The organism is Rhodoferax sp. ZS1R25, assembly GCF_056521335.1.
Genome location: NZ_JBWMAZ010000001.1, coordinates 1856044 through 1880413 on the forward strand (window position 1 = coordinate 1856044; position 24370 = coordinate 1880413).

The 24370-nt window shown below is 63.8% G+C and carries 22 protein-coding genes and 1 riboswitch; of the genes, 14 read left to right on the plus strand and 8 right to left on the minus strand.

Annotated features, from left to right (window positions below):
• Window positions 1-6 precede the first annotated feature (6 nt).
• The 8 genes from AC097R_RS08885 (at window position 7) to AC097R_RS08920 (ending at window position 7797) form a co-directional block, all read left to right on the plus strand.
• The gene (locus AC097R_RS08885; protein ID WP_479597716.1) at window positions 7-1485 is read left to right on the plus strand and encodes a DUF1501 domain-containing protein; all 1479 of its coding nucleotides are present in this window, start codon (window positions 7-9) and stop codon (window positions 1483-1485) included.
• Between the two features lie 4 nt (window positions 1486-1489).
• Window positions 1490-2608, plus strand: coding sequence for a saccharopine dehydrogenase family protein (locus AC097R_RS08890; protein ID WP_479597717.1), 1119 nt, complete (start codon window positions 1490-1492; stop codon window positions 2606-2608).
• Between the two features lie 3 nt (window positions 2609-2611).
• Complete coding sequence (locus tag AC097R_RS08895) at window positions 2612-2977, plus strand: DoxX-like family protein (protein ID WP_479597718.1); 366 nt, start codon at window positions 2612-2614, stop codon at window positions 2975-2977.
• Window positions 2974-3450 (plus strand): DUF2269 family protein, encoded by a 477-nt coding sequence (locus tag AC097R_RS08900; RefSeq protein ID WP_479597719.1) that lies wholly within the window; start codon window positions 2974-2976, stop codon window positions 3448-3450. The genes AC097R_RS08895 and AC097R_RS08900 overlap by 4 nt, the downstream gene beginning before the upstream one ends.
• A 41-nt stretch (window positions 3451-3491) precedes the next feature.
• Window positions 3492-3585: riboswitch (TPP riboswitch) on the plus strand.
• Between the two features lie 60 nt (window positions 3586-3645).
• A complete protein-coding gene (locus AC097R_RS08905; RefSeq protein ID WP_479597720.1) occupies window positions 3646-4677 on the plus strand; it encodes a thiamine ABC transporter substrate-binding protein in 1032 nt (343 codons plus the stop codon).
• 16 nt (window positions 4678-4693) lie between these two features.
• Window positions 4694-6274 carry an ABC transporter permease gene (locus tag AC097R_RS08910; RefSeq protein WP_479597721.1) on the plus strand — a complete coding sequence of 527 codons (1581 nt, stop codon included), beginning with the start codon at window positions 4694-4696 and terminating at the stop codon, window positions 6272-6274.
• The gene (locus tag AC097R_RS08915) at window positions 6267-6935 is read left to right on the plus strand and encodes an ABC transporter ATP-binding protein (protein WP_479597722.1); all 669 of its coding nucleotides are present in this window, start codon (window positions 6267-6269) and stop codon (window positions 6933-6935) included. The genes AC097R_RS08910 and AC097R_RS08915 overlap by 8 nt, the downstream gene beginning before the upstream one ends.
• Window positions 6936-7035: 100 nt before the next feature.
• Window positions 7036-7797, plus strand: coding sequence for a PEP-CTERM sorting domain-containing protein (locus AC097R_RS08920; protein WP_479597723.1), 762 nt, complete (start codon window positions 7036-7038; stop codon window positions 7795-7797).
• A 58-nt stretch (window positions 7798-7855) separates the two neighbouring features.
• Here the strand turns inward: AC097R_RS08920 and AC097R_RS08925 are convergent, their stop codons facing one another.
• Genes AC097R_RS08925 through AC097R_RS08945 form a run of 5 tightly spaced genes read right to left on the minus strand, consistent with a single transcriptional unit; the run spans window position 7856 to window position 12745 of the window.
• A complete protein-coding gene (locus AC097R_RS08925) occupies window positions 7856-8677 on the minus strand; it encodes a substrate-binding periplasmic protein (protein ID WP_479597724.1) in 822 nt (273 codons plus the stop codon).
• A 48-nt stretch (window positions 8678-8725) separates the two neighbouring features.
• Window positions 8726-9412: an ABC transporter ATP-binding protein gene (locus AC097R_RS08930; protein WP_479597725.1), complete on the minus strand. Its 687-nt coding sequence runs from the start codon at window positions 9410-9412 to the stop codon at window positions 8726-8728.
• The gene (miaA, locus tag AC097R_RS08935; protein WP_479597726.1) at window positions 9409-10383 is read right to left on the minus strand and encodes a tRNA (adenosine(37)-N6)-dimethylallyltransferase MiaA; all 975 of its coding nucleotides are present in this window, start codon (window positions 10381-10383) and stop codon (window positions 9409-9411) included. The genes AC097R_RS08930 and miaA overlap by 4 nt, the downstream gene beginning before the upstream one ends.
• Window positions 10380-11816: an MATE family efflux transporter gene (locus AC097R_RS08940; protein ID WP_479597727.1), complete on the minus strand. Its 1437-nt coding sequence runs from the start codon at window positions 11814-11816 to the stop codon at window positions 10380-10382. Before AC097R_RS08940 ends, miaA begins: the two co-directional genes overlap by 4 nt.
• A 35-nt stretch (window positions 11817-11851) precedes the next feature.
• Window positions 11852-12745 (minus strand): DMT family transporter, encoded by an 894-nt coding sequence (locus AC097R_RS08945; RefSeq protein ID WP_479597728.1) that lies wholly within the window; start codon window positions 12743-12745, stop codon window positions 11852-11854.
• A 73-nt stretch (window positions 12746-12818) separates the two neighbouring features.
• On the opposite strand from AC097R_RS08945, the gene AC097R_RS08950 reads away from it, so the two are divergent.
• Window positions 12819-15608, plus strand: a complete 2790-nt coding sequence (locus AC097R_RS08950) for a bifunctional diguanylate cyclase/phosphodiesterase (protein WP_479597729.1) — start codon at window positions 12819-12821, stop codon at window positions 15606-15608.
• A gap of 53 nt (window positions 15609-15661) precedes the next feature.
• Here AC097R_RS08950 and AC097R_RS08955 read toward each other — a convergent pair whose 3' ends face one another.
• Complete coding sequence (locus AC097R_RS08955; protein WP_479597730.1) at window positions 15662-16243, minus strand: TetR/AcrR family transcriptional regulator; 582 nt, start codon at window positions 16241-16243, stop codon at window positions 15662-15664.
• A gap of 286 nt (window positions 16244-16529) precedes the next feature.
• Between AC097R_RS08955 and AC097R_RS08960 the strand changes: the two genes are divergently transcribed.
• The 4 genes from AC097R_RS08960 to AC097R_RS08975 all read left to right on the plus strand — a co-directional run bounded on the left by AC097R_RS08960 (window position 16530) and on the right by AC097R_RS08975 (window position 20718).
• Window positions 16530-17660, plus strand: a complete 1131-nt coding sequence (locus AC097R_RS08960; RefSeq protein WP_479598113.1) for an alpha/beta fold hydrolase — start codon at window positions 16530-16532, stop codon at window positions 17658-17660.
• 104 nt (window positions 17661-17764) lie between these two features.
• The gene (locus AC097R_RS08965) at window positions 17765-18355 is read left to right on the plus strand and encodes a GbsR/MarR family transcriptional regulator (RefSeq protein WP_479597731.1); all 591 of its coding nucleotides are present in this window, start codon (window positions 17765-17767) and stop codon (window positions 18353-18355) included.
• Entirely contained in the window at window positions 18342-19676 is a 1335-nt protein-coding gene (locus AC097R_RS08970) for a cytochrome ubiquinol oxidase subunit I (protein ID WP_479597732.1), read from the plus strand. Before AC097R_RS08965 ends, AC097R_RS08970 begins: the two co-directional genes overlap by 14 nt.
• Window positions 19669-20718: a cytochrome d ubiquinol oxidase subunit II gene (locus AC097R_RS08975; protein ID WP_479597733.1), complete on the plus strand. Its 1050-nt coding sequence runs from the start codon at window positions 19669-19671 to the stop codon at window positions 20716-20718. Before AC097R_RS08970 ends, AC097R_RS08975 begins: the two co-directional genes overlap by 8 nt.
• Window positions 20719-20727: 9 nt before the next feature.
• Here AC097R_RS08975 and AC097R_RS08980 read toward each other — a convergent pair whose 3' ends face one another.
• Window positions 20728-21447, minus strand: coding sequence for a DNA alkylation repair protein (locus AC097R_RS08980; protein ID WP_479597734.1), 720 nt, complete (start codon window positions 21445-21447; stop codon window positions 20728-20730).
• Window positions 21448-21464: 17 nt separating this feature from the next.
• Window positions 21465-23441 (minus strand): DNA mismatch repair endonuclease MutL, encoded by a 1977-nt coding sequence (gene mutL, locus AC097R_RS08985; RefSeq protein WP_479597735.1) that lies wholly within the window; start codon window positions 23439-23441, stop codon window positions 21465-21467.
• A 72-nt stretch (window positions 23442-23513) separates the two neighbouring features.
• On the opposite strand from mutL, the gene AC097R_RS08990 reads away from it, so the two are divergent.
• Window positions 23514-24314 carry a sterol desaturase family protein gene (locus AC097R_RS08990; RefSeq protein ID WP_479597736.1) on the plus strand — a complete coding sequence of 267 codons (801 nt, stop codon included), beginning with the start codon at window positions 23514-23516 and terminating at the stop codon, window positions 24312-24314.
• Window positions 24315-24370 lie beyond the last annotated feature (56 nt).

Sequence of the window (24370 nt, forward strand, 5' to 3'; positions counted from 1 at the left end):
CACCCCATGGACTTCATGCAACTCTCCCCCCACAGCCGTCGCAGCTTCCTCAAGCGCGCCGGTCAGTTGGCGCTCTCGGGCACCGCACTGCCCATGGCCATGAACCTGGCAGCACTTGGCGAAGCCGCGGCCGCAAGCGCCAACGACTACAAGGCCCTGGTGTGCGTGTTCCTCTACGGCGGTAACGACTATGCCAACACCGTGGTCACCTATGACGAAGCCAGCTACGCGCAGTACGCCACGGTGCGCGGCGGCGCGGGTGAGGCGGGTGGCGGCATTGCCATTGCGCGCGCCGACCTGGAGCGCACGCTGCTCAAGCCCCGCACGCCATTGGCGGGCGGCCGGCAGTACGCGCTGCACCCCGCCATGACGGGGCTGGCCGACCTGTTCAACACGGGCAAGGCGGCAGTGCAATTCAATGTGGGGCCGCTGGTGGTGCCATTGACGCGTGAGCAATACAACAGTCCGGACCGCAAGAACTACCCGCTGCCACCCAAGCTGTTTTCTCACAACGACCAGCAGTCCATCTGGCAGTCGTCCTCGCCCGAAGGCTCCACCGTGGGCTGGGGCGGCCACTTGGGCGACATGGCCATGGCGGCCAACCAGAAGTCGCTGTTCACCTGCGTGTCGGTCACGGGCAATGCGGTGTTCCTGTCGGGCGATGCGGCCCTGCAGTACCAGGTCAGCACGGGCGGTGCGGTGCGCGTGCGGGGTGCCACAGAGGGGGCGGTGTATGGCTCCACGGCAGTGAAAAATTTGCTCTCCAGCATGATCTCGCAGCCCAGCGACCACATGCTGGAAAACGAATACGTGCGCATTACCCAGCGTGCGCGTGAGGCCGAGGTGCATATCTCGTCCGCCCTGGCAGAAAGCCAGGCGGGCCCCACGGGCAGCCCGCTGGCCACCGAATTTCCTGCGCAGAATCCGCTGGCCGATCAGCTCAAGATGGTGGCGCGCCTGATCAAGGGGCGCTCGGTGCTCGGCAGCAAGCGCCAGGTGTTTTTGGTGTCATTGGGCGGCTTTGATTTGCATGACAACCTCATCGCCCAGCAGCCGGTGCTGTTAGGTCGCGTGAGTGACGCCATGGCCGCGTTTTACAAGGCTACCGAAGAGATGGGCCTGAGCGACAGCGTGACCAGCTTCACTGCGTCCGACTTTGGCCGCACGCTCACCTCCAACGGTGATGGCTCAGACCACGGCTGGGGCGGTCACCATATCGTGGTGGGTGGCGCGGTCAAAGGGCAGGCTTTCTATGGCGCACCGCCCCCGGTCAGCGTGGGCAACACGGGCGCAGCACAAGACCAGTGGCATGTGGGCCAAGGCCGCCTGCTGCCCAGTACGTCGGTCGATCAATACGCCGCCACATTGGCGCGATGGTTTGGCGTGGGTGCCAAAGACATGCACACCATCTTGCCCAACCTGCGGCATTTTGGCGACTTGGCCAAGCGACCTGACTACCCGGTGAATCTCGGTTTCTTGGGCTGACTGCATGCGGGTGTTGGTGCTGGGGGGCTATGGGAATTTTGGTGCGCGCATCTGCCGTGCGCTGGCCGCCGACGCTTCTATCCAGCTGCTGGTGGGTGGGCGCGATGCGGCACGGGCATCGGCCTTCGCTGCCACGCTGAATCAGCCGCACCAGAATAAGGCCGTAGGAATAGCGGTGGACGGACAGGGCTCCCACTTTGCGCAAGCGCTGCGGGCCCACCAGGTGGGACTGTTGATCCACACCGCGGGCCCGTTCCAGGGGCAGGACTATGCCGTAGCTCAAGCCTGTGCGCAGGCTGGCGCGCACTACATTGATCTGGCGGATGGTCGGCGCTTTGTATGCGAATTCGCCGGCGCTATGCAAGACGCTTTTGTCTTTGCCAATCGGGTGGCTATCAGCGGCGCCAGCACCGTGCCCGCGCTGTCGTCTGCGGTGGTGGACTTTCTGTGCCACGGCTGGCAACGCATTGACACCATAGACGTGTGCATTGCCCCGGCCCAAACAGCACCACGCGGTGTCGCCACGCTGGAGGCGGTGTTGAGCTACTGCGGCGCACCGGTGCAGGTGTGGCGCGGTGGGCATTGGCAAGCGCAGATCGGCTGGGGCAACCCTGAGCCGGTGCAATTTGAACGACTGAAAACCCGGCTGGGTGCCGTGTGTGATATTCCGGATCTGGAGTTGTTTCCCGCGCACTACGAAGTGAGAGACCGCGTGGAGTTTCGCGCTGCGGTGGAGGTGGGGCTGGCCCAGCGTGCGTTTGCATTTCTTGCGTGGCTGCGACAACGAAGACTGCTTAAAAATCCTTCGTCATTGGCCAAACTGCTGAACGCCGGTGCCAAGGCCTTCGACTCTCTGGGCTCCGCACTGGGCGGCATGGTGGTGCGCGTGTCGGGTATGGATGGAAGCGGCGCAGCGGCAAAGCGCGCGTGGCACATCGCTGCCGACAACGACCACGGCCCCGAAATCCCCTGCATGGCCGCCATCCTGCTGGCCCGCCGCTTGGCCGCGGGAGAGCACATGCAAGCCGGCGCACGCGCCTGCGTGGGCCTGCATGCCCTCGGCGAATTCACCCCCGAGTTTGCCAAGTGGGGCATGGTGACGGATGTGGTGGAAGAGGGCTGAGCCATGGCACACGCTGAGTCACGCTGGTTGCGTTACAGCCTGGTCTTTGTGTGGCTGGCCACGGCGATCGTCAGCATGCTGGAGCTGCGTGGGCAAAGCCGCATGCTGCTGGTGGCCAGTGGCGTGACGGACATGTGCGTGGCCGATGCCTTGGTGTGGGCCGGAGCTGCGTTGGATGCTGTACTGGGGCTGCTCTTGCTGGTGTGGCCGGTGCGGCGCGTCTACGGCCTGGCATTGTTGGCGATGCTGGGTATGACGGTCGTGGCGACGGTGATGCAGCCCGCGCTGTGGCTGCATCCGCTGGGCCCGCTGACCAAGAATGTGCCCATCGCGGTGGTGCTCTGGATATTGATGCGGAGGTCGCAGTGAGTTTCTATTTGTTCTTGAAGTGGGTGCACATCCTGTCCAGCGTCGTGCTGGTGGGCACCGGGTTTGGCACGGCATTTTTCTTCTTCTATGCCAACCGAAGTGGCGTGATGGCCGCGCAGGCCGTTGTGTCGCGTTTGGTGGTGCGGGCCGACACCTGGTTCACCTCGCCCGCTGTGGTGATCCAGCCCATCACGGGGCTGTGGATGGCCTACCTGGCGGGCTTCCCGTGGACCACACCTTGGTTGTTGCTAACGGTGGCGCTTTACCTGTTCACCGGCGCCTGCTGGACACCCGTGGTGGCACTGCAGCTGCGCATGGCCGATATGGCCAAGACCGCGCATGACAAGAACGAGCCCTTGCCAGAGCTCTATTGGCATTACGCGCGCCGCTGGGAGGCGCTGGGCTACCCGGCCTTCATCGCGATGCTGGTGGTGTTCTACCTGATGGTGGCCAAGCCCGCCCTGTGGGCTTAGGCCTGCGCAGGCGTCTCACAGACGCAAAAGCCTACAATCCACGCTTCCACCGGGGGTGTCCGTCAAAGGACTGAGAAATACCCCATGTACCTGATCTGGGTTATGCCAGCGTAGGAAGTGTGAGAAGCCTGTCCCGTTTTGCGGGTGCCGGTTTTTGATGCGACCTTCTGCTGGCGCATTGAAAGAGAGCACACCATGCAACACGGGATTTTTTCGTTTCTGAAGACCACGCTGGGTGCGGCCCTGCTGACCGCGGGCCTTGCCGCCGCCCACGCTGCCGACCTGCGTGTGCTGACCCACAGCTCATTCACCGTGCCCAAGCCGCTGCTGGCCCAGTTTGAAAAAGACAACGGCGTGAAGCTGCGCATCACCAAGGCCGGCGATGCGGGCGAGATGCTCAACAAGCTCATCCTCACCAAGGCCAACCCGATTGCCGATGTGGTCTACGGCATCGACAACGCGCTGGCGCCCAAGGCCCTGGCCGCCGATGTGCTGGACAGCTACGCCGGTGCCGCCGCCAGCCGCAAGCCCGCGGCCGAACTGCCTGCGCCGCTGGTGCCGGTGGACTATGGCTATGTGACGCTCAACTACGACAAGGCCTGGTTTGCCAAGAACGGCGTGGCCGTGCCCAAGGCGCTGGAAGATCTGGCCCAGCCCGCGTATGCCAAATTGCTCGTCGTGCAAAACCCGGCTACCAGCAGCCCAGGCTACGCCTTCCTGCTGGCCACTATTGGTGCCATGGGTGAAGACAAGGCTTTTGACTTCTGGGCCAAGTTGCGTGCCAACGGCCTGAAGGTGGCCAAGGGCTGGAGCGAGGCCTACTACACCGAGTTCAGCCAGAACGGCGGCAAGCACCCCATCGTGGTGAGCTATGCCACCAGCCCGGCGGCTGAAGTGTTCTACGCCAAGACCAAGCTGGCCGAGCCGCCCACCGCATCCCTGAGTTTGCCCGGAGCCGTGTTCCGCCAGGTGGAGGGCGTGGCGCTGGTGAAAGGTGGCAAGCAGCGCGCCGCCGCAGAGAAGTTTGTCGAATTCCTGCGCTCACCCGCTGTGCAGCAGGGCATGCAAACCGAGATGTGGATGTACCCCACCGAAGCCGGTGTGGCCAAGTCCGACGCCTTCACATTCGCGCCTGAGCCCACTGCCTTCAACGCACCCAGTGATGCCGACATTGCCGCCAAGGGCGCAGGCTGGGTGGCACGCTGGACCAAGGTGGTGCTGAAGTAATCCGCCGGGTTTGACCATGCGCCACCGCGACCCGGCGCAGCCCTGGGCGGGCTGGGTGCTGCCTGCGCTGCCACTGGTGTTTTTACTGGTGGTGCTGGTGGCGCCCGCGCTGCGCTTGCTGGTGGAAGGCTGGCGCGGTGATGCCGGTGCGGCCACCTTGCTGGCGCCCTTGTTGGACCCGTATCTGCGCTGGCGCATGGCCTGGTCGTTCTGGCAGGCCAGCATCACCTGCGTGGCCTCGCTGGTCTTGGGCTTGCCCATGGCTTGGGTCCTGGCGCGCTTCGATTTTCCTGGCCGTACGCTGATCCTGCGCGGGCTCATGCTGCCCTTTGTGGTGCCCACGCTGGTGGCCGCGATGGGCGTGCTCGCGTTGCTGGGGCCGCAGGGCCTGCTGGTGCGTTTGGGCGGGCCGGACTTGCAGGACACGCCCTGGCTGTTGCTTTACGGCAATCTGTTTTTCAACCTCTGTGTGGTGGTGCGTGCGGGTACCGATGCGCTGGGGCAGGTGAGTGCCTCGCGCGTGGCCGCGGCGCGCACGCTGGGCGCTACGCCCTGGCGTGCCTTCTGGCGTGTGGAGTGGCCCGCCATTGCGCCGTGGCTGGCCTCGGCGTTGTGTTTGGTGTTCCTGTACTGCTTTGCGGGCTTTGGCCTGGCGCTGGTGCTGGGCGGGCAGGATTACGCCACGGCAGAAGTAGAGATTTACACCCTGGTGGCGCACGAGCTGCAGCTGCAGCAGGCCGGCGTGCTGGCGGTGTGGATGTTGCTGCTGACGGCTCTGGTGGCTCTGGCCTATGCCGCTATCGAACGCCGCTTAGCCGCGCCCGGCCGCGCGGACCGCGTGCCACGTGTGGGGCCGCAAGGCGTGGCGCAGTGGGCCGCCGTGCTGGCCATGGTCGCGGTTTATGTGCTTGTTTGTGCGCTACCCCTCGTCGCCATTGCGCAAGGCGCTATAAATTCAGGAGCGGAGGCCTGGGCCGTGCTGCTCGAAGACGACACGCTGGTCGCGCTGTACAACACGGCGCGTTTCACCGTACTGTCCCTGCTGCTGGCCATGGCGCTGGGCTTGGTGCATGCGCTGGCCGCGCGCCGCCTGCTGTGGCTGCGGGCGCTGGTGTTTTTGCCCTTCATGGTCTCGCCCGTGATGGTGGCGTTTGGCCTGTTGCTGCTGTACCCCGCGTGGACCGGTAGCTTCAGCCTGCTGGTGGCGGCCTATGCCTTGCTGGCCTACCCGTTTGTCGCCAAGTCCATCGCGTCCGCGCTGGACAGCCTGCCCGAGCACTACCTGGACGCCGCACGCAGCCTCGGTGCCAGCCCCTGGCGCGCGTTTGTGCGCGTGACGCTGCCGCTGCTGGCGCCGGCGCTGCGCCGCGGCATGGCGTTTGCGGCGGCCACGGCCGTGGGTGAATTTGCGGTCACGCTGTTTTTGTCGCGCCCCGAATGGGCCACACTCACCACCCTGATCTACCAGCACCTGGGCCGCCCCGGTGCGGCCAACCGCAGCGCCGCGCTGGTGCTGGCCTGTGTGCTCATGGGGCTGGCGCTGCTGGCCTTTGTGCTGATTGAAACCAAGCCCTCTGAGGACCGCGACCATGCTTGAGCTGCAGGCCATCTGCAAACACTGGCAGCCCTACGCCCCCCGGCATGCGGCGCCACGCCCGCTGCTGCAAGACCTGGCGCTGGAGGTGCGCCCCGGCGAAACGGCGGCGTTGTTGGGGCCATCGGGAAGTGGCAAGAGCACGCTGCTCAAGATCGTCGCCGGGCTGGAGCCGCCCGAGAGCGGGCGCGTGTTATTTGCCGGCCAAGACATCACCCACACCCCGCCCGAGCGGCGCGGCTTTGCGCTCATGTTCCAGGACTTTGCGCTGTTCCCGCACCTCAACGTGTTGGACAACGTGGCCTTTGGCTTGGTGGAGCAGGGCCAGCGCAAGGCAGAGGCACGCGCGCAGGCCGTGGCCATGCTGGAGCGCTTTGGCCTGCAGGCCTATGCCAAATCGAAGGTGTGGCAGTTGTCGGGCGGCGAGCAACAGCGCGTGGCGCTGGCGCGTGCGCTGATCACCCGGCCGCGCGTGCTGCTGCTGGACGAGCCGTTTTCCGCGCTGGACGCCGAGCTGCGCCTGCAGCTGCGCCAGGAGTTTGTGCAGCGCATTGCCGAGTTCCAGATGGCCACGATCTTGGTCACGCATGACGAAACCGAAGCGCGCGCCATGGGCACGAGGGGTTACCGGCTGGTGGATGGGGCTCTGGCACCCCAGTGGTGAGGGAATCTGTGGCGGCCTAGTCCGATTGGCCTATCGCCAGCGGCTGTGAATTTCTGTAACCTCCTGTAACAAGTAAAGCACCTTTTCTTCTGCAGGGACTATGAACACTTCTTTCCTCAAATCGACCGCTCTGGCCTTGTTGGTCGCTGGCCTGAGCTTCAGCGCCGCGGCGTCCAACCCCGCCAATACCAACAACACGCTGTATGGCGTGAACTTTGGTTCGGGCAGCAGCTACAGCACCACCTTTTTGGGGGGTGTGACCGCCAATTTCAACGCACTGGTGGCGGTGGGCCCCAACAATGTGGCCGCCAAGTTCAGCACCAAGGCCGGCCAAGGCGGCTACCAGGGCATTGGCGTGTCGCCTTTCACCGGTAGCGAACGCACTGCTGGTGAGATCGACATTGGTGAGTCCATCGTGGGCAGCTTCTCCAGTGGCATCAAGGTCACCAGCTTCACGCTGGGCCTGCTGTTTGACGGCCCTGAGTACAGCGACGTGAACGAAGTGGCCAAGATCAGTGTGAAGTTTGCCAACAATTCCGTGGCGTCGTTCACCTTGAAGGCTACTGGCGTCAACACCGCTATCTGGTCGGGCAGCAACGGTTCGGTGTTGAATCTCAGCCCCGCGTCTGATGGCAAGGGCGGTGCCTGGAAGGTGAGCAATCCCTTCGGCAATGCGCTGGTCAAGTCGATTTCATTTGGTGCTGCGACTGGAGTTAAAGGATCTGCGGGCGGTGCTGGCACCAACCAGTCTGACTACACACTGATCAGCGTGAGCGCGGTGCCTGAACCCGAAACCTATGCGCTGATGCTGGCCGGTCTGGCCGCCATCGGTGTGGTGGCACGCCGCAAAAAGCAGGCTTGATAGCCTAGGGCCAGTTCTTCTGGCGCAGATGAGAAAACGGCCCTTGCAAGGGCCGTTTTTATTTGCTGTCGCGCGACTTGATGCTCTCTTTGAGCACGTTGGCGGGGTAGTAGGTTTGAAACCCTTTCCACACGACGCCCGACAGTGATGCGCGATTCAGGATGGCCAGCAGCGTGGTCGTGTCTTCTTTGTTGAGCGTAGCCTTGGACAGGTAGACACCACTGTCTCCCCAGGGTAGTTCGTTCAGGGGTTCCATTCGCAGACGGTCGATCAGGTCGCTCACACGCGAGTCGTCCTGGATAGCACCCGTAAAGGTCACCGGAGCCATGATGGTCACGTCGCCGGGGTTGGCCTTGAGCACGCGGGCTACGGCAACCGGGTCGGACTCCAGCAGCAGACGGTTTTGTTTGGCCAGGGCCTCCATCAACTCTTGGTAAGGCACGCCGTAGTCAAAGCCGCGCACCAGCACCACCCGGGTGTCTTTGCGTTCCAGCAGCTCATAGGCACTTTTGAGAGGCGGGCGTTTGGCGTCCAGCGAGATCAGGGTGGCACGGCTGCGGATCAGCGGCACAAAGATGCCGAGTTCATCGCGCCGTGGTGTTTTGCTGGCCGGGATGAGCAGGTCGGCTTTGCCGGTCTCGAACATCAGCTCCTGGCGGGCACGGGGAACAGCGGTGAGGACAAATTCACAGCCCTCTTTGGCCAGCGATTGCAGCAGCTCGGGGTAGATGCCCGATATCTCGTTGTCGGCAATCATCACGCTTTGCCCCGTGGCGGACATGGGCACGTTCATGGGGCGGCTGCAACCTGCCTGCGCGGCGCTGGTGGCCAGGGCGCAGAGGGCAGGAATCAGCAGAACGTTGGTAAGGCGTTGTTTCACCATCCAAACCAGTCTAGCGCAAGCGCCGGCGTCTGTGTTGCCAACTGCTCAGAGATTGGGGGTTGAAACGGGGGCTATTGCGGGTGTTTGTGGCGCGATGCCATCGGCACGCAAATGCAACACGCGGTCGGCCTGTGCGGTGGCGGCCAGCGAATGGGTGACCAGCACCAGCGCGGTGCCATGCTGGCGGGTTTGCGCCACCAGTGCGTCCATCACCTTGGCGGCGGTGGTGGGGTCCAGGTTGCCCGTAGGCTCATCGGCCAGCAGCAGGGCGGGCTGGTGGACCAGAGCCCGCGCAATGGCCACGCGCTGCAACTGCCCGCCACTGAGCTGCTGTGGCAGGCGGGCCCCCAGGCCCCCCAGGCCCACGGCCTCCAGCAGAGACTCGACCCGCGCAGGGTCTGGCCGATTCAGCAGCAGCAAGGGCAGCGCCACGTTTTGCGCCACGTCCAGGTGCGGCAGTACGTGGAAGGCCTGGAACACAAAACCCACGGCCTCACGGCGCAGCAGGGCGCGGGCGTCGTCGTTTAACGTGGCCAGGTCGTGTCCGGCCAGCTGCACGCTGCCGTTGTCCCAGTGGTCCAGCCCGGCCATGCAGTTCAGCAATGTGGATTTGCCCACCCCGGACTCACCGACGATGGCGACAAACTCGCCGGGTGCCACGTCCAGCGAGACATTGGCAAAGACAGGCGTGCTGCCGTAGTGCTTGCTGAGATTCTGGACGCGCAGGGTCATGGGGTGGCCTGGTGGTTGAGCGCGGTACTCACCAACGCCATCACATGCGCCAGCGCATCGGGCGCGTCAGCGGCCACCACCTGGCGTTGCGGCATGGAGCGCAGCCAGGTGATCTGCCGCTTGGCCAACTGGCGCGTGGCGAAGATGCCCTTGTCGCGCAGTTCAGCCATGGGCCACAAACCATCGAGTGCCTCCCACGCTTGGCGGTAGCCCACGCATCGCATGCTGGGCAGGTCCAGGTGCAGATCGCCGCGCGCGCGCAGGGCCTGCACCTCGTCCAGAAAACCCTGCGCCAGCATGGTGTCAAAGCGCTGGGCGATGCGGCCGTGCAGCCAGGCCCGGTCCACGGGTTCCAAGGAAATTAGGGCTCTAGCCCCCGTGGAATCTGCGCGAGCAGCTTCTGTTTTGACAGCAGAGCTGGCCGCGTGAAAGTGTGACAGCGGCAGGCCGGAGATGCGGTACACCTCCAGCGCGCGCTGGATGCGCTGGCTGTCGGCCGGGGCCAAGCGGGCGGCGGTGATGGGGTCCACCTGCGCCAGCTGGGCGTGCATGGCGGGCCAGCCTTTCTCGGTGGCTTCAGCGTCCAGTGCGGCACGCACTTCGGGGTTCGCGGCGGGCATGTCGTCCAACCCGTCAAACAGGGCCTTGAAGTACAGCATGGTGCCGCCCACCAGCAGCGGCAACTTGCCGCGCGCCGCAATGTCGGTGATGAGCGCTTGGGCATCCCGCACAAACTCGGCCGCGCTGTAGGCATTCAGTGGGTCGCGGATGTCGATGAGGTGGTGCGGCACAGCGGCCAGCTCGGCGGCGCTGGGCTTGGCCGTGCCAATGTCCATGCCACGGAACACCAGCGCGGAGTCCACACTGATGATCTCGCAAGGGTGGTGCTCTGCAATTGCGAGCGCGGCAGCGGTCTTGCCGCTGGCCGTCGGGCCAGCCAGGCAGATATGCAAGGGCAGGGGCGTATTCATGCGCTGCGGGCCTGCCCGGGCAGGTGGTCCAGCGCCACCCGGCGCAGCAGCAGCACCAGGCCCACGGCGGCTACCGTCAGGCCCACCACCAGCGCAATCCAGAAACCCTGCGCACCCATGGCCTTGGTTGGGTGCCAGGGCAGCCACTGCGGCGCCAGGCCCAGCACGCAGCCCAGCGGCAACGAGAACACCCAGAAGGCTGTGAGGTGGATCACCATGGGGCTGCGCGTGACCTTGTAGCCCCGGATGGCGCAACTGGTCACCACTTGGGCCGAGTCCGACAGCTGGAACACCGCGGCCAGAAACAACAGGTTGGCGGCCAGCGCGGCCACGGCAGGGTCATTGGTGTAGGCCCCGGCAATCTGGTGCGCAAACAGCGCAATGCCGACGGCCGACACGACGCCAAAGCCCAGCCCGGCGTTCACGCCCACCCAGGCCCGAAAGCGCGCGGCCACCGGGTCGCCCGCGCCCAGCGACTGGCCTACGCGCGTGAGCAGCGCAATACCCATGCTCAGCGGAACCATGAAGACCAGCGAGGTGAAGTTCAGCGCAATCTGGTGCGAGGCCACTTCGCGGCTGCCAAATTCCGCAATCAGCAGCGCGATGAGGCCGAACGCACTGGTCTCGGCAAAGTAGGTCACGCCAATGGGAAAGCCCAGTTTCCACAGCGCGCCCAGCTTCTCGGGATGCGGCCATTCCCAGCTGCCAAACGGCCAGGTGCTGCAGTAGGCCGGTGCGAAGCGCATCCACACCAGCAGACCCAAAAAGTTGAGCCACACGCACAGCAGCGTGGCCCAGGCGCAGCCCAGCCCGCCCAGGCGCGGGAACGGGCCCACGCCGAACACCAGCAGCCAGTTCACCAGCACGTTCAGCGCCAGCGCCGCCAGCGACATGACCATGATGGGCTTGGTCTGGTTCAGGCTGGCGCTGTAGCCGTAGAGCACGCGGTAGCAGGTGAAGGCCGGCAGGCCAAAGCTGATGATGAAGACAAAGCCGCTGGCCACCTCGCGCACATGGGGCTCGATGTCCATGTGGTCAAACACCAGCGCCGCCACGTTGACCAACACCATGGCGCACAGGCCCACACCCAGCGCCTTCCACAGGCCCTGGCGCACCAGGTGCGGTACCTTGTCAAATTCTTTTGCGCCCACGTGGTGGGCTACCAGGGGCGCGACCGACATCATCAGCCCCATGAGCGTGATGATGGTGATGTTCCAGATGGACACGCCCAGCGAGATGCCGGCCAGGTCATGCGCTGAGGCATGGCCGGCCATGGCCACGTCCACCACCGACATGCCCACATTGGCCAGCTGCCCGATCAGGATGGGCCATGCCAGTTGCCAGAGGGCGAGCAGTTCGGCACCGGCGCGGGCCGTGCGGCTGGCGGGTGAACGTGGGGCGTGGGGGGCGGGTAGAGGTGGTGTGGCAGACATGGGCCTGCCATTCTACGAGTGCACCTGCTACCCGCTCAGGGCTTGGCGTCGATCAAATCCAGCCAGCGCTGCCAGGGGTTGAAGCCCGTGATGAGTGCGCTGGCCAACAACACCAGCGCACCGCCTGCGTAAATGCCTGCCCCCAGCTGTTCGCCCAAAAACAGGTGGCCCCACAGCACGCCAAACACCGGAATCATGAAGATGGGGCTCATGGCGGCCACGGGCGTGACATGGCGCAGGATGCGCAGGTGCCCCCAGTACGCCAGGCCCGAGGTGACCACGCCCATCACGGTCACGGCCAGCAGGGCTGGCATGCTGAAGCGGGCTTGCGGAAAGCTCCAGGCCGCGCCGGGCAAAAGCATCAGCAGTGACAGCACATGGATGCTGGCCGCAATCTGCAGTGGCTGCAGTTGGCCCACAGCACGTTTGGTGATGGGAGCAGAAATGCCGTAGCACGCCGAGGCCACCACACAGGCCAGCACCGCCAGCATCACTTTGGGCGAGGGCTCCACCGGCCCCAGGCTCACGATCAGCGCGACCCCGGCAAAGCCAGATACACAGCCCAATACCTTGCGCACGGTGATGGTGTCTTCCTTCATGCGGGCCGAGGCGAACATGCCGAAAATTACCGCGGTGGAGTTGAGCAAGGCGCTGTAGCCCGCGGGCAACTGCAGTCCGGCCCAGGCAAACAACAGAAAAGGCGCCGCCACGGACAGCGCGCCGATCACCGCCAGCGTGCGCCACTGCTGCAGCGGCCAGGGCTGACGCATGGCCCGCATGAGGAGTGCCAGGGTGACCGTGGCCAAGCCCACCCGCAGGAGCGCCAACACATTGGGGCCAAACACGGGGCTGGCGATGCGGATGAAGAGGAAGGAGGCGCCCCACAGGGCCGATAGCGCAACCAGCTGCGCAAAGTATTTGGTTTTCATGAAGGGTGAATTGTCGGTTCTCGGTTAGATTGTGGTGTAAGGCGAATGAATGTTTGGGAGGACCATGGTCGGCTTGAAAGCAGTACTCCCTGTGTGGCGCTCGGTGCGTACGCGGGTCACGCTGTCTACGCTGGCCTGCTTTTTGGTCAGCCTGTGGGCGCTGTCGTTTTATGTCAGCCAAGTGATGCGCGACAGCCTGCAGCAGCAGGCCATGGACCAGCAGTCGTCCATCGCGCGGCTGGTCTCCAACGAAATCAACGACCAGATCGAAGAACGCAAACATTCGCTGGAACTGGTCGCCACAGAGCTGGGGGAGGGGCGGCTGAACGATACGGTCTCCCTGCAGCGCTTCCTGGTGCAGCATCCGGTGTTTCAGAGCCAATTCAACGGTGGCACTTTCATCACCAATGCACGCGGCATGACGTTGGCATCGCTACCCGTCTCGGCCCAGCGCGTGGGCGTGTCGTACCAGGACCGCGAGTACTTTCAGCGGGCCCTGCGATCTGCCCGGCCCGTGGTGGCGGAGCCGATGATTGGTCGGCAGCTCAATGCACCTGTCATCGGCATGGCCATGGCCATCCGCAATGCCAAAGGAGCGGTGCTGGGCGTGTTGGTGGGGGTGATCAATCTGGGGCAGTCCAGCTTTCTGGACCAGATCATGAAGAACCGCTACGGCGAGACCGGGGGTTATCTGCTGGTCTCACGGCAAAGCCGCATGGTAGTGATGGCCACCGACAAGTCGCGCGTCATGACGCCCGCCGCCCAGCCGGGCATCAGCCCTTTGATCGACCATTTCATTGCGGGTGGCGAGGGTGGGGGGCTGACGGTAAACGGCCTGGGCGAGAGTGTGCTGATTTCGGCCAACGGCCTGCGTGCGGTGGACTGGTATGTGGTGGTCAGCCTGCCCGCCCAAGAGGCGTTTGCGCTGGTGAACGCGGTGCGCTTGCGCATGGTGTTAGCCACGCTGCTGCTGTCCGCGGCGGCAGGGGTGCTGACCTGGCTGCTGCTGCGCCGCCAACTGGCACCGTTGCTGGCGGCGTCCAGCTGCCTGGCGCAGCAAAACCGAGCGGATGTGCCCACGCATGCCTTGCCTGTGGAGTCGGACGATGAAATTGGCGATCTGATCCAGGGCTTCAACGCCTTGCTGGCCACGCTGAAGCAGCGCGAGACCGAGCTGCGCATTGCAGCGGCGGCATTTGAGTCGCAAGAGGGCATTTTTGTGACCGATGCCAACTGGGTCATTCTCAAGGTCAACCGCGCCTTCACCCAGTTGACGGGCTACAGCCCTGCCGAAGCGTTGGGCCAACTCCCCCAAACCCTGCTGGGTTCGAACCGGCAGGACGACTCCTTTTACGCGGCCATGACCACCAGCCTGGAGACCGAAGGCAGCTGGCAGGGCGAGGTGTGGGACCGCCGCAAGGACGGCGTGGTGTTCCCAGTCTGGCTCATCCTCACGGCGCTGCGCGATGGCCAGGGCGCGGTCACCCATTACGTGGTCACCATGATGGACATCACCGACCGCAAGGCCGCCGAAGACGAGATCCGCAACCTGGCGTTTTACGACCCGCTCACCGGCCTGCCCAACCGGCGCCTGCTGATGGACCGCCTGGGCCGGGCGCTGACCCACAGCACGCGCCACAAGCGCAAGGGCGCGCTGCTGTTTTTGGACCTGGACAACTTCAAGGACCTGAACGACACGCTGGGCCATGACAAGGGCGACCAGCTGCTCAAGCAGGTCGCTCAGCGCCTGCTGACCTGTGTGCGCGAGGGCGACACCGTGGCGCGCCTGGGCGGGGATGAATTTGTGGTCATGTTGCAAGACCTGAGCGACGACGGCTATGCCGCCGTGACCCAGGCGGAACAGGTGGCAGAGAAAGTGCTGGAGGTGCTGAACCAGTCCTACGTGTTGACCGACACCAGCTATCGCAGCACGCCCAGCATCGGCATCACCCTGTTTGGTGACAAGCACGAGCCGCTGGACGAACTGCTCAAGCGCGCCGACCTGGCCATGTACCAGGCCAAGGCCGCAGGGCGCAACACACTGCGGTTTTTTGATGCGCACATGCAAACCGCGGTATCCCACCGCGCCAGCCTGGAGGCCGCGTTGCATGAGGCCGTGGCGCACACGCAGTTTGTGCTGCACTACCAGGCGCAGGTGGATGCGCAGGCCCATATCACCGGCACCGAAGTACTGGTGCGCTGGCAGCACCCGCAGCGCGGCATGGTGTCGCCGGCCGAGTTCATCCCGCTGGCCGAAGACAGCGGCCTCATCGTGCCCTTGGGGCGTTGGATTTTGGAGACCGCGTGCCAACAGATTGCGGCCTGGGCGCACCATCCCCGCCTGCAACAGCTCACGGTGTCCGTCAACATCAGCGCCCGCCAGCTCATGCGTGCCGACTTTGTGGACGTGGTGCTGGCGGTGCTGGCCTCCACCGGCGCCGACCCCAAGCGCTTGAAGCTGGAGCTGACCGAGAGTGTGCTGGTCTCGGATGTGGACAACACCATTGCCAAGATGCGCGCGCTGAAGGCGCGCGGCATCGGCTTCTCGATGGACGACTTCGGCACTGGCTATTCCTCGCTGTCGTTCCTGAAGCTGCTGCCGTTGGACCAACTCAAGATCGACCAAGGCTTTGTGCGCGACATCCTGGTGGACAGCAACGACGCCGCCATCGCCAAGATGGTCATCGCGTTGGCCGATAGCCTGAACCTGAACGTGATCGCCGAGGGCGTAGAGACCGTAGCCCAACGCGAATTTCTGGCAACCCAGGGCTGCTTTGCGTACCAAGGCTATTTGTTTGGTCGGCCCATGGATGTGGCGGCGTTTGAGGCGTCGGTGTTGGCGGTGGCTGGGGTGGTGGGGTAGGGACGTTTTGTCGCCGTAGCGCTTGCTTAAGTCGCTGCGGGGATGGCGGTTGATCACCCCTCGGGAGCGGCCCACCGCTGGGCACTAACTTCCGCCAGCGCTTCGAATATGGCCGGCGTGCGTTCCAGGCGGGCAATTGTTCGCGCTCCTTCGACAGCGGCCACCAACGCAGCTGCGGTCGAGGATGCGCGCGCAGGGGCAAAACCGCACCCTCTGAAATGCTCCGCAACAATCGCGGTCGAATCTATAAATCCGCGCGCAACCCGTTTGGTTAACTCGGCGTCCAGTGCGGGTAGCTCATTCGCCAGGTTTTGCATCAGACACCCGTACTGAAAATCAGAGGCGACCATTTCGGCCGCAAACGCGCTGAATATCTGTTGAACGAAGTTCTGCGCGTCGCCCGCCGTATTCGACGAGATTGCGCGCAACACAGCAATCCTTTTGGCAACGTATTGGTCGATGGCTTCTTCGGCGAGCTGTGCCTTGCCACGTGGAAAGTGAAAGTAGAACGATCCTTTGGGCGCACCGCTCTCTTTCAGGATCTGGATCAATCCGGTCGCTGTATATCCCTGGATGCGAAACAGCCGTTCGGCTGTGGCAATCGCGTTAGCGCGGGCGTCAGTTGTACGTGGCATGCGGTGAACTTAACACAAAGTGCTTGCTTTTGTATGGTGATCGACATACTATGGTGATAACCATATAAACCTGTTGATCCCCCTCCACCAAGTCCTAAGCCAAGAAATCATGAATCACCCATTGAATCTCAACCCCTCGGCGTCCCGACGAGCCGTCTTAAGCCTGGGCGCCGCCAGTCTCGTAGCCGCGTCATTCCAAACTGCCCACGCAAACCCCAAAGGAGAAACTGTTTTGACCACATCAACCTATAACGAGCTATCGCTCCCCAAAGGGGTCCGCTCGCGCATGGTCCAAGGGGTCAACGGCCTCGATGTCCATATTCTCGAAGCCGGTTACGAAAGCCCAAGGCGACCACTCGCGCTGCTTCTGCACGGCTTTCCGGACTTGGCGTACGGCTGGCGACACCTAATGCCCCTGCTGGCTGACGCCGGGTACCACGTTGTGGCGCCCGACCAGCGGGGGTTTGGTCGCACCACCGGCTGGGATAGCAGCTATGACGCTCAGCTAGGGACCTTCAGTTTCTTGAACCTGACGAGAGACGCCCTCGGATTGGTGTCGGCATTGGGATATCGGCGTACGGCAATGCTTGTCGGGCATGACTTCGGCTCGCCAGTGGCGGCGTATTGCGCGCTGGCCCGACCTGACGTATTTCCCTCGGTGGTGCTGATGAGTGCCCCGTTTCCTGGCGCACCAGCATTGCCGTTCAACACGGCAGACACCAATGCACCGTCAATCCCACCGAACAACGGGAATCAAATGCTGGCGGCTGCACTGGCGGCGCTGGACCCGCCGCGAAAGCACTATCAACAATACTTGAGCACACGCGAAGCGAACGATGACTTGTGGCACCCTCCACAAGGATTGCACGCGTTTCTTCGGGCATTTTTCTATGCCAAGAGCGCAGATTGGCCGGGTAACAAGCCGCATCCGTTGAAGGCGCCAACCCCTGTAGAACTTGCGCAACTGCCGACCTACTACGTGATGGAACTGGGCAAAACCATGTCGCAGAGCGTAGCGCCACTCCAACCGTCTGCCGCCGAGGTATTGGCCTGCAAATGGCTCACCGAACCTGAACTGGATGTGTACACGGCAGAGTACGGCCGCACGGGTTTTCAAGGCGCATTGCAGCTTTATCGCGTCTTTACCGACCCAGCCCTCAACGCTGAGTTGCGCCTCTTTTCGGGCAAGACGATCGATGTCCCTTCGCTCTTCATCGGCGGAAACAGTGATTGGGCTAACTATGTGTCGCCAGGCGCGCTCGAAGTGATGAAGGCCAAGGCGACGACAAGGATGCGCGGCATCGAGCTGATCGACGGTGCCGGTCACTGGATCCAACAGGAGCAGCCGGCCCGGCTAGCCACCCTCCTGCTCGACTTCATGAAGGAGGTGGGTGGGGTGGATGACAAACGCGGGTAGGTTGCGGCAGGGAATACCCCTTGATCCCAGTCAAGGTTAATACGCCGGACTTCCTTTAATTCCTGATATTTCAGAAAATACTGAAAATTCAGGAAAGCCAAGACATGAACCTTCCTCCGCTCACGCAGCGCTTCGTGCTGCACTTTGGCGAAATGGGTAGCCGCTGGGGCATCAACCGCACGGTGGGCCAGATTTACGCGCTGCTCTATGTGTCGGCCAAGCCGCTCAATGCGGATGAGATCGGGGAGGCGCTGGCGTTTTCCCGGTCCAACGTGAGCATGGGGCTCAAGGAGCTGCAGTCGTGGAACCTGGTACGGCTGATTCACCAGCCCAACGACCGGCGCGAGTATTTTCAGGCGCCCGAGGACGTGTGGGCCATCTTCCGCACGCTGGCCAACGAACGGCGTAAGCGGGAGATAGACCCGACGCTCTCCATGTTGCGCGACGCACTAATGGAGCAGCCCAGTGTGGCGGAAGATATCCACGCGCAGGAACGCATGAAGCAAATGCATGCCTTCATCGAGCTGATGACCGACTGGCTGGACGATGTGCAGAAGATGGATTCCGCCACGCTGGTCAGCCTGATGCAGATGGGCGCCAAGGTGCAAAAGCTGCTGGAGATGAAAGACCGGGTGAAGAGCGTGTTCACCCCCGCCAAACCCACCACCGAGGGAACCGACCATGGACAGCTTTGACCCCGTCGTCCTGGCCCGCATTCAGTTTGCGGCCAACATGACCTTCCACATCCTGTTCCCCACCATCAGCATTGCCATGGGTTGGGTGCTGCTGTTTTTCAAGACGCGCTTTATCGCCACAGCGCAGCAGCATTGGATGGACGCCTACCAGTTCTGGGTCAAGGTGTTTGCGTTGACCTTTGCGCTGGGCGTGGTCAGCGGCATCACCATGAGTTTCCAGTTTGGTACCAACTGGCCGGGCTTCATGAACACCGTGGGCAATGTGGCCGGGCCGCTGCTGGCCTATGAAGTGCTGACGGCCTTCTTCCTGGAAGCCACCATGCTGGGCATCATGCTGTTTGGCCGCGGACGCGTCAGCGAACGGGTGCACACCACGGCCACCTTTCTGGTGGCCTTTGGCACCACCATGTCGGCCTTCTGGATTCTGGCGCTGAACTCTTGGATGCACACGCCCGCCGGCTTCGAGATGATCGACGGCAAGGCGCATGTGACGAGCTGGCTCGAGGTGATCTTCAACCCCTCGTTCCCCTACCGCTTGACCCACATGCTGCTGGCCTCGGGCCTCACCGTCGCGTTCTTGTTGGCCGGCTTAAGCGCCTACCGCTGGCTCAAGGGGGACAAGGGCAAAGCCGTGCAGGCCTCGCTGCGCACTGGCCTTTTTGTGGCAGCCGCGCTGATCCCGCTACAGATCGTGGTGGGCGACCAGCATGGCCTGAACACCTTGCACCACCAGCCCGCCAAGATTGCGGCCATGGAGGGTATTTGGGAAACGCAAAAGGGTGCGCCCGCGGTGCTGTTTGCCATGCCCGACAAGGCCACGCAAACCAACAAGTACGAGATCGCGATCCCCAAGCTGGCGTCGCTGTACCTCACGCACGATTGGGATGGCGAGATCAAGGGCATCAAGGAATTTGGCGACCAGCATCCCCCTGTGGCACCCGTGTTCTGGGCCTTTCGCATCATGGTGGGCGTGGGCCTGCTGATGCTGGCCGTGAGCTGGTTGGGCAGCTGGCAGGTGCGCAAGGATGCGTTGCAACCCTGGCTGGCACGCGTGTTGGTGGCCATGACCTTTGCCGGTTGGGTAGCCTTGATTGCCGGCTGGTATGTGACCGAGATAGGCCGCCAGCCCTGGCTGGTGCAGGGGGTGCTGACGGCCGCGCAAGCTGCCTCCAAAGTGCCTGCCAGCAACATTGCCTTCACGCTGGTGATGTACCTGAGCCTGTACGCCGTGTTGCTCACTTCGTATGTGAGTGTGCTGTTCTATCTGGCGCGCAAGGCCAGCATTCCAGAGCCCGTTTTGCCGGAGGTGGCCCATGCTTGATACGACGACCGCTTTGACCATGCCCGACCTCACCCAGCCCGCGGGCTGGCTGCCCTTGGTGTTTGCGCTGGTGATGGCGCTGGCCATGCTGGCCTATGTGATTCTGGATGGCTACGACCTGGGCGTGGGCGTCCTGCTGCGCCGCGCCGACGACGTCGCGCAGAAGGACACCATGATCGCCAGCATCGGCCCGTTTTGGGATGCCAACGAAACCTGGCTGGTGTTGGGCGTGGGTGTGCTGCTGGTGGCCTTCCCCATGGCGCACGGTGTCATCCTCGGGTCGCTGTACCTGCCCGTGGCGCTGATGCTGGTAGCGCTCACGCTGCGCGGTGTTGCGTTTGACTTCCGCGTGAAGGCGCGCGACAAACACAAGCCGCTGTGGGACCGCGCGTTCTACGTCGGCTCGCTCTTGGCAGGTTGGTCACAGGGCTTCATGCTCGGTGGCCTGGTCACCGGTTTTGCCACGGACTGGGGCAGCCAGCTGTTCAATGCGCTGATTGGTTTGTGCCTGGTGGCTGCCTACTGCCTGCTGGGCGCGGGCTGGCTCATCATGAAGACCGAAGGTGTGTTGCAGCTCAAGGCCGTGCACTGGGCCCAGCGCAGCCTGTGGCTCACCGCCGCAGGGGTGGCGGCCATCTCGCTGGCCACGCCGTGGGTCAGTCAGCGCATTTTTGACAAGTGGTTCAGCTTCCCGAATGTGGTGATGCTGCTGCCGATTCCCGCCATGACGGTGGCACTGTTTGTGGTCATCGCGCGCAGCCTGAAGCGCCTGCCCACGCGCTTGGCGCAAAACAACCAGTACGGCGCGGCCGTACCCTTTGCCAGTACCGTAGGCATCTTCTTGCTGGCCTTCTATGGCCTGGCCTACAGCCTGTTCCCCTGGCTGGTGGTGGACAAGCTCACCGTATGGAATGCAGCCAGCGCACCGGAGGCGCTGCAGGTCATCTTTTACGGTGTGGTGGTGGTGTTGCCGGTCATCATTGGCTATACGGTGTATGCCTACCGGGTGTTCTGGGGCAAGAGTACGGCGCTGAAGTACTGAGCGGGCCTGTCACAGCCCCGCGAAGTCGCCTTTCAACATCGCCGCCCGCTGCGCCGGCGTGAACTTTTCAATCGCATAGCGCAGCGTAGTGCGGGGCAGGGCGGCGTAGTGGGTTTGCAGAAACGCCAGCAGCCGCGCTTCGTCGCGCTTGCCCAGCTCGCGCAGCATCCAGCCGCAGGCCTTGTGCATGAGGTCGTGCGGGTCGGTCAGCAGCTGGGCATAGAGCTTCAGCGCATCGTCAAAGTCCCCCGCGCGGATGAAGGCAAAGGTGCTGAGCACGGCCAGACGCCGCTCCCACAGCACGGGGGATTGGGCCCACTGCCACAGCACACTGCGGTCGCGCTTCAGCAGATACGGGCCGCTAATGTAAGGCCCTACTCCGTCCACCAGGTTCCAGTTGTTGATGCGGTGGCGCTGCTGCAGCACGCAGTCAAACACCGCGGCCTGCACCGCTTCCTTGCCCTTGGTAAAGCGGCGCGTGAGGATGTCCAGCGCGAACACGCGCACCTCGTTGTAGGGCGACTGCAGCAGGGCGGCGCAGTCGTCCAGCGTGAGGGTGTTGAACTGGCGTGCAGTTTCGCGGATCACGGGCACGCGGATGCCGAGGAACACATCGCCTTCGCCGTATTGGCCCGGAGCGCTTTGGAAGTAGCGCGCTGCGGTGGTGGCCTTGCCAGTATCGGCCAGCGCAAACAAAGCACCCTGGGCCGCGCTGGCCTCTGCGCTCAAGCTCGGCAGGGCGTGCACTAGCGGCCCCGCAGAAACAGCGTGTCCAGCTCGCGGATGCTGAGCTGGCGCCAGGTGGGGCGGCCGTGGTTGCATTGGTCGCTGCGCTCGGTGGCTTCCATGTCGCGCAGCAGGGCATTCATTTCTTCGAGGGTGAGTTTGCGGTTGGCACGCACGGCGCTGTGGCAGGCCATGGTGCCCAGGATTTCGTTTTGCGCGCGCTGGATGACGGTGCTGGCGTCGTGTTGCGCCAGCTCGGCCAGCACGCTGCGCGCCAGTTCCACCGCGTCGCCCTGTGCCAGCGTGGTGGGCACGGCGCGCACGGCCAGGGTCTTGGGCGAGAAGGGGCTGATCTCCAGGCCCAGGGTGTTGAGCGTGGCCACGTGCGCTTCGGCCGTGGCCACTTCATCGGGCGTGGCGGCAAAGGTGGCGGGAATGAGCAGGGGCTGACTGGCCAGCGGGTGGACCGAGCCGTCGGGGGCGGTGAGGCTGATCTGCGTTTTGAGCCGTTCGTAGACGATGCGTTCGTGCGCGGCGTGCATGTCCACGATGACCAGGCCCTGGTTGTTTTCGGCCAGGATGTAGACGCCTTGCAACTGTGCAATCGCGCGGCCGAGCGGCCATGCTTCTTCGCTGGCTAGGCGGCTGGGTGGCAGAGGGCTTTGCTCCGTGTCCCCCGCCCGCTGTGCGGGCTCCTCCTTGACCTGCGCAAAGCCCTCTGCCGCCCAGCCTCCTTGGGTGGCGGGGTTGCGCTGCCATAGGGCGCCTACGTCGCTGACGCGATGGCCGATCAAACCGGCATCTGCTTCAAATTTGATAGCTGGTTGTGCACTGTACATGGGGGCTACAGGCGCTTTTGATACATAAGTACCGGGCTGGGCCAGCAACGAGGGGGCTTGGGCTTGGCCATCCACGGCACCTGCTGCGGCAGCGGCGCGTGGTGCGGCAAGGGTGTCTTCCACGGCGTGGCGCACGGCTTGGTGCACTTCGCGGCTGTCGCGAAAGCGCACTTCGATCTTGGTGGGGTGCACGTTCACGTCCACGCGCGTCGGGTCCATGGCCACGTACAGCGCATAGACCGGCTGGCGGTGGCCGTGCAGCACGTCCTCGTATGCGCTGCGGGCCGCGTGGGTCAGCACCTTGTCGCGCACAAAGCGGCCGTTGACGTAGCAGAACTGCTGGTCGGCGCGAGAGCGGGCGGCGTCGGGCACGCCGGCGCGGCCCCAGACGCGCAGCGCGGGTTGGCCGTATTCGTTGGCCTGCTTGCTGTGCCAGTCCACGCGCACGCTTTGCGCCAGAAACTCGAGGCCCAGCACGTCGCTGAGGCGCTGGTCCAGCGCGGCCAGCGGGTCGGTGTGTTCACATTTGCGCCACTGCTCCACCAGTTTGCCTTCGTGCCAGATGGCAAAGCCCACGTCGGGGCGGGCCAGCGCGTGGCGGCGCACGGCTTCAATGCAGTGGGCCAGCTCGGTGGCGTCGGTCTTGAGAAATTTGCGGCGGGCGGGGGTGCTGTAGAACAGCTCTTTCACTTCCACCGTGGTGCCCTGGCTGCGCGCCACGGGTTTGAGTTCGCCGGTGCGTCCGTCCAGCAGATAGGCATCGTTGATGCCGCTAGCCCGCGACAAGATTGCGCAATCAGCTATGGAATTGATAGCGGCCAGCGCCTCGCCGCGAAAGCCCATGGTGGCTACGCTCTCCAGGTCGTGCAGGCTGCCGATCTTGCTGGTGGCGTGGCGCTTGAAGGCGATGGGCAGCTCGTCGCGCAGGATGCCCTGGCCGTCGTCCTCCACGCTGATCAGGCGCACGCCGCCGGCCAGCAGCCGCAACGTCACTTGCGTGGCGCCGGCGTCCAGCGCGTTGTCCACCAGCTCGCGGACCACGCTGGCGGGGCGCTCCACCACTTCACCGGCCGCAATCTGGCTGATGAGTTCGTCGGGGAGTTCGCGGATAGGGCGGCGGGCCGCGGCTGCGATAGAAGAAGGTAACGAAGCGTTCACCGCCTCATTTTAGGGGGCGAAGTGCGTTAGCATGCGCCGGCCACAGCGTTGTGGTGACTTCAAAGGCGCGGCATGCTTCCTGATTTCAGCCATTGGCAGAACCCCGAGGCCGTGGCCTGGTTGGCCCACGTGTATGGCCAGGCCCTGATCCACGAAGGCACGTTCTATCTGACCGCCGCGCTGGGCGTGTGGTTGCTGTTGCACGTGCTGCTGCGCAAGCGGCTGTCACACCGCCTGATTGCCCAATGGCCCGCGCGAAAAGACATCCGGCGCGAAATGCGCTATTCCGTCTCCACGCTGCTGATTTTTTCCGCGCTGGCCATGGCCATCACTGCGGCCGTGGTGAGCAACCGGGTGACGGTGTATTTCCGGCCCACCGAATATGGCATCTGGTGGCTGCTGCTGAGCTTTCCGGCCATGCTGCTGTGGCACGACTTTTACTTTTACGTGACACACCGGCTGCTGCACACGCGCTGGCTGTTCCGCCATGTGCATGGCCTGCACCACCGTTCGCGCCACCCAAGCCCCTGGGCGGCCTATGCCTTTCACCCGCTGGAGGCGCTGGTGAATGCGCTGGTGACACCGCTGGCCCTGCTGGTGGTGCCGCTGCATGTGGGCGTGTTGCTGGCCTTTGCGGTGCACCAGATCACGCGCAACGCCCACGGCCATGCGGCGGTGGAGACCATGCCGCGCGGCTTTACCACCCACTGGCTGGGCGGGCGCTTCACCACCACCACCCACCACCATCTGCACCACGAGACCGCGCAGGGCAACTACGGCCTGTGGTTCACCTGGTGGGATCGTGTCTTCAAAACCGAAAACCCGCACTACCAGCAGCGCTTTGCACAGGTGACTTCGCAAGCCAAGGGATAGAAAAACGGCGCTTTTCGGGCTTTATTTTGCGGCTGGGCGGCCGCGGCCATGGCGAC

Excerpts from the sequence above, each read along its gene's own strand:
- AC097R_RS08885 (WP_479597716.1), top strand. The coding sequence starts at position 7 with ATGGACTTCATGCAACTCTCCCCCCACAGCCGTCGCAGCTTCCTCAAG.
- AC097R_RS08890 (WP_479597717.1), top strand. The coding sequence starts at position 1,490 with ATGCGGGTGTTGGTGCTGGGGGGCTATGGGAATTTTGGTGCGCGCATC.
- AC097R_RS08895 (WP_479597718.1), top strand. The coding sequence starts at position 2,612 with ATGGCACACGCTGAGTCACGCTGGTTGCGTTACAGCCTGGTCTTTGTG.
- AC097R_RS08905 (WP_479597720.1), top strand. The coding sequence starts at position 3,646 with ATGCAACACGGGATTTTTTCGTTTCTGAAGACCACGCTGGGTGCGGCC.
- AC097R_RS08910 (WP_479597721.1), top strand. The coding sequence starts at position 4,694 with ATGCGCCACCGCGACCCGGCGCAGCCCTGGGCGGGCTGGGTGCTGCCT.
- AC097R_RS08915 (WP_479597722.1), top strand. The coding sequence starts at position 6,267 with ATGCTTGAGCTGCAGGCCATCTGCAAACACTGGCAGCCCTACGCCCCC.
- AC097R_RS08920 (WP_479597723.1), top strand. The coding sequence starts at position 7,036 with ATGAACACTTCTTTCCTCAAATCGACCGCTCTGGCCTTGTTGGTCGCT.
- AC097R_RS08930 (WP_479597725.1), bottom strand. The coding sequence starts at position 9,412 with ATGACCCTGCGCGTCCAGAATCTCAGCAAGCACTACGGCAGCACGCCT.
- miaA (WP_479597726.1), bottom strand. The coding sequence starts at position 10,383 with ATGAATACGCCCCTGCCCTTGCATATCTGCCTGGCTGGCCCGACGGCC.
- AC097R_RS08940 (WP_479597727.1), bottom strand. The coding sequence starts at position 11,816 with ATGTCTGCCACACCACCTCTACCCGCCCCCCACGCCCCACGTTCACCC.
- AC097R_RS08945 (WP_479597728.1), bottom strand. The coding sequence starts at position 12,745 with ATGAAAACCAAATACTTTGCGCAGCTGGTTGCGCTATCGGCCCTGTGG.
- AC097R_RS08955 (WP_479597730.1), bottom strand. The coding sequence starts at position 16,243 with ATGCCACGTACAACTGACGCCCGCGCTAACGCGATTGCCACAGCCGAA.
- AC097R_RS08960 (WP_479598113.1), top strand. The coding sequence starts at position 16,530 with ATGGTCCAAGGGGTCAACGGCCTCGATGTCCATATTCTCGAAGCCGGT.
- AC097R_RS08965 (WP_479597731.1), top strand. The coding sequence starts at position 17,765 with ATGAACCTTCCTCCGCTCACGCAGCGCTTCGTGCTGCACTTTGGCGAA.
- AC097R_RS08970 (WP_479597732.1), top strand. The coding sequence starts at position 18,342 with ATGGACAGCTTTGACCCCGTCGTCCTGGCCCGCATTCAGTTTGCGGCC.
- AC097R_RS08975 (WP_479597733.1), top strand. The coding sequence starts at position 19,669 with ATGCTTGATACGACGACCGCTTTGACCATGCCCGACCTCACCCAGCCC.
- AC097R_RS08990 (WP_479597736.1), top strand. The coding sequence starts at position 23,514 with ATGCTTCCTGATTTCAGCCATTGGCAGAACCCCGAGGCCGTGGCCTGG.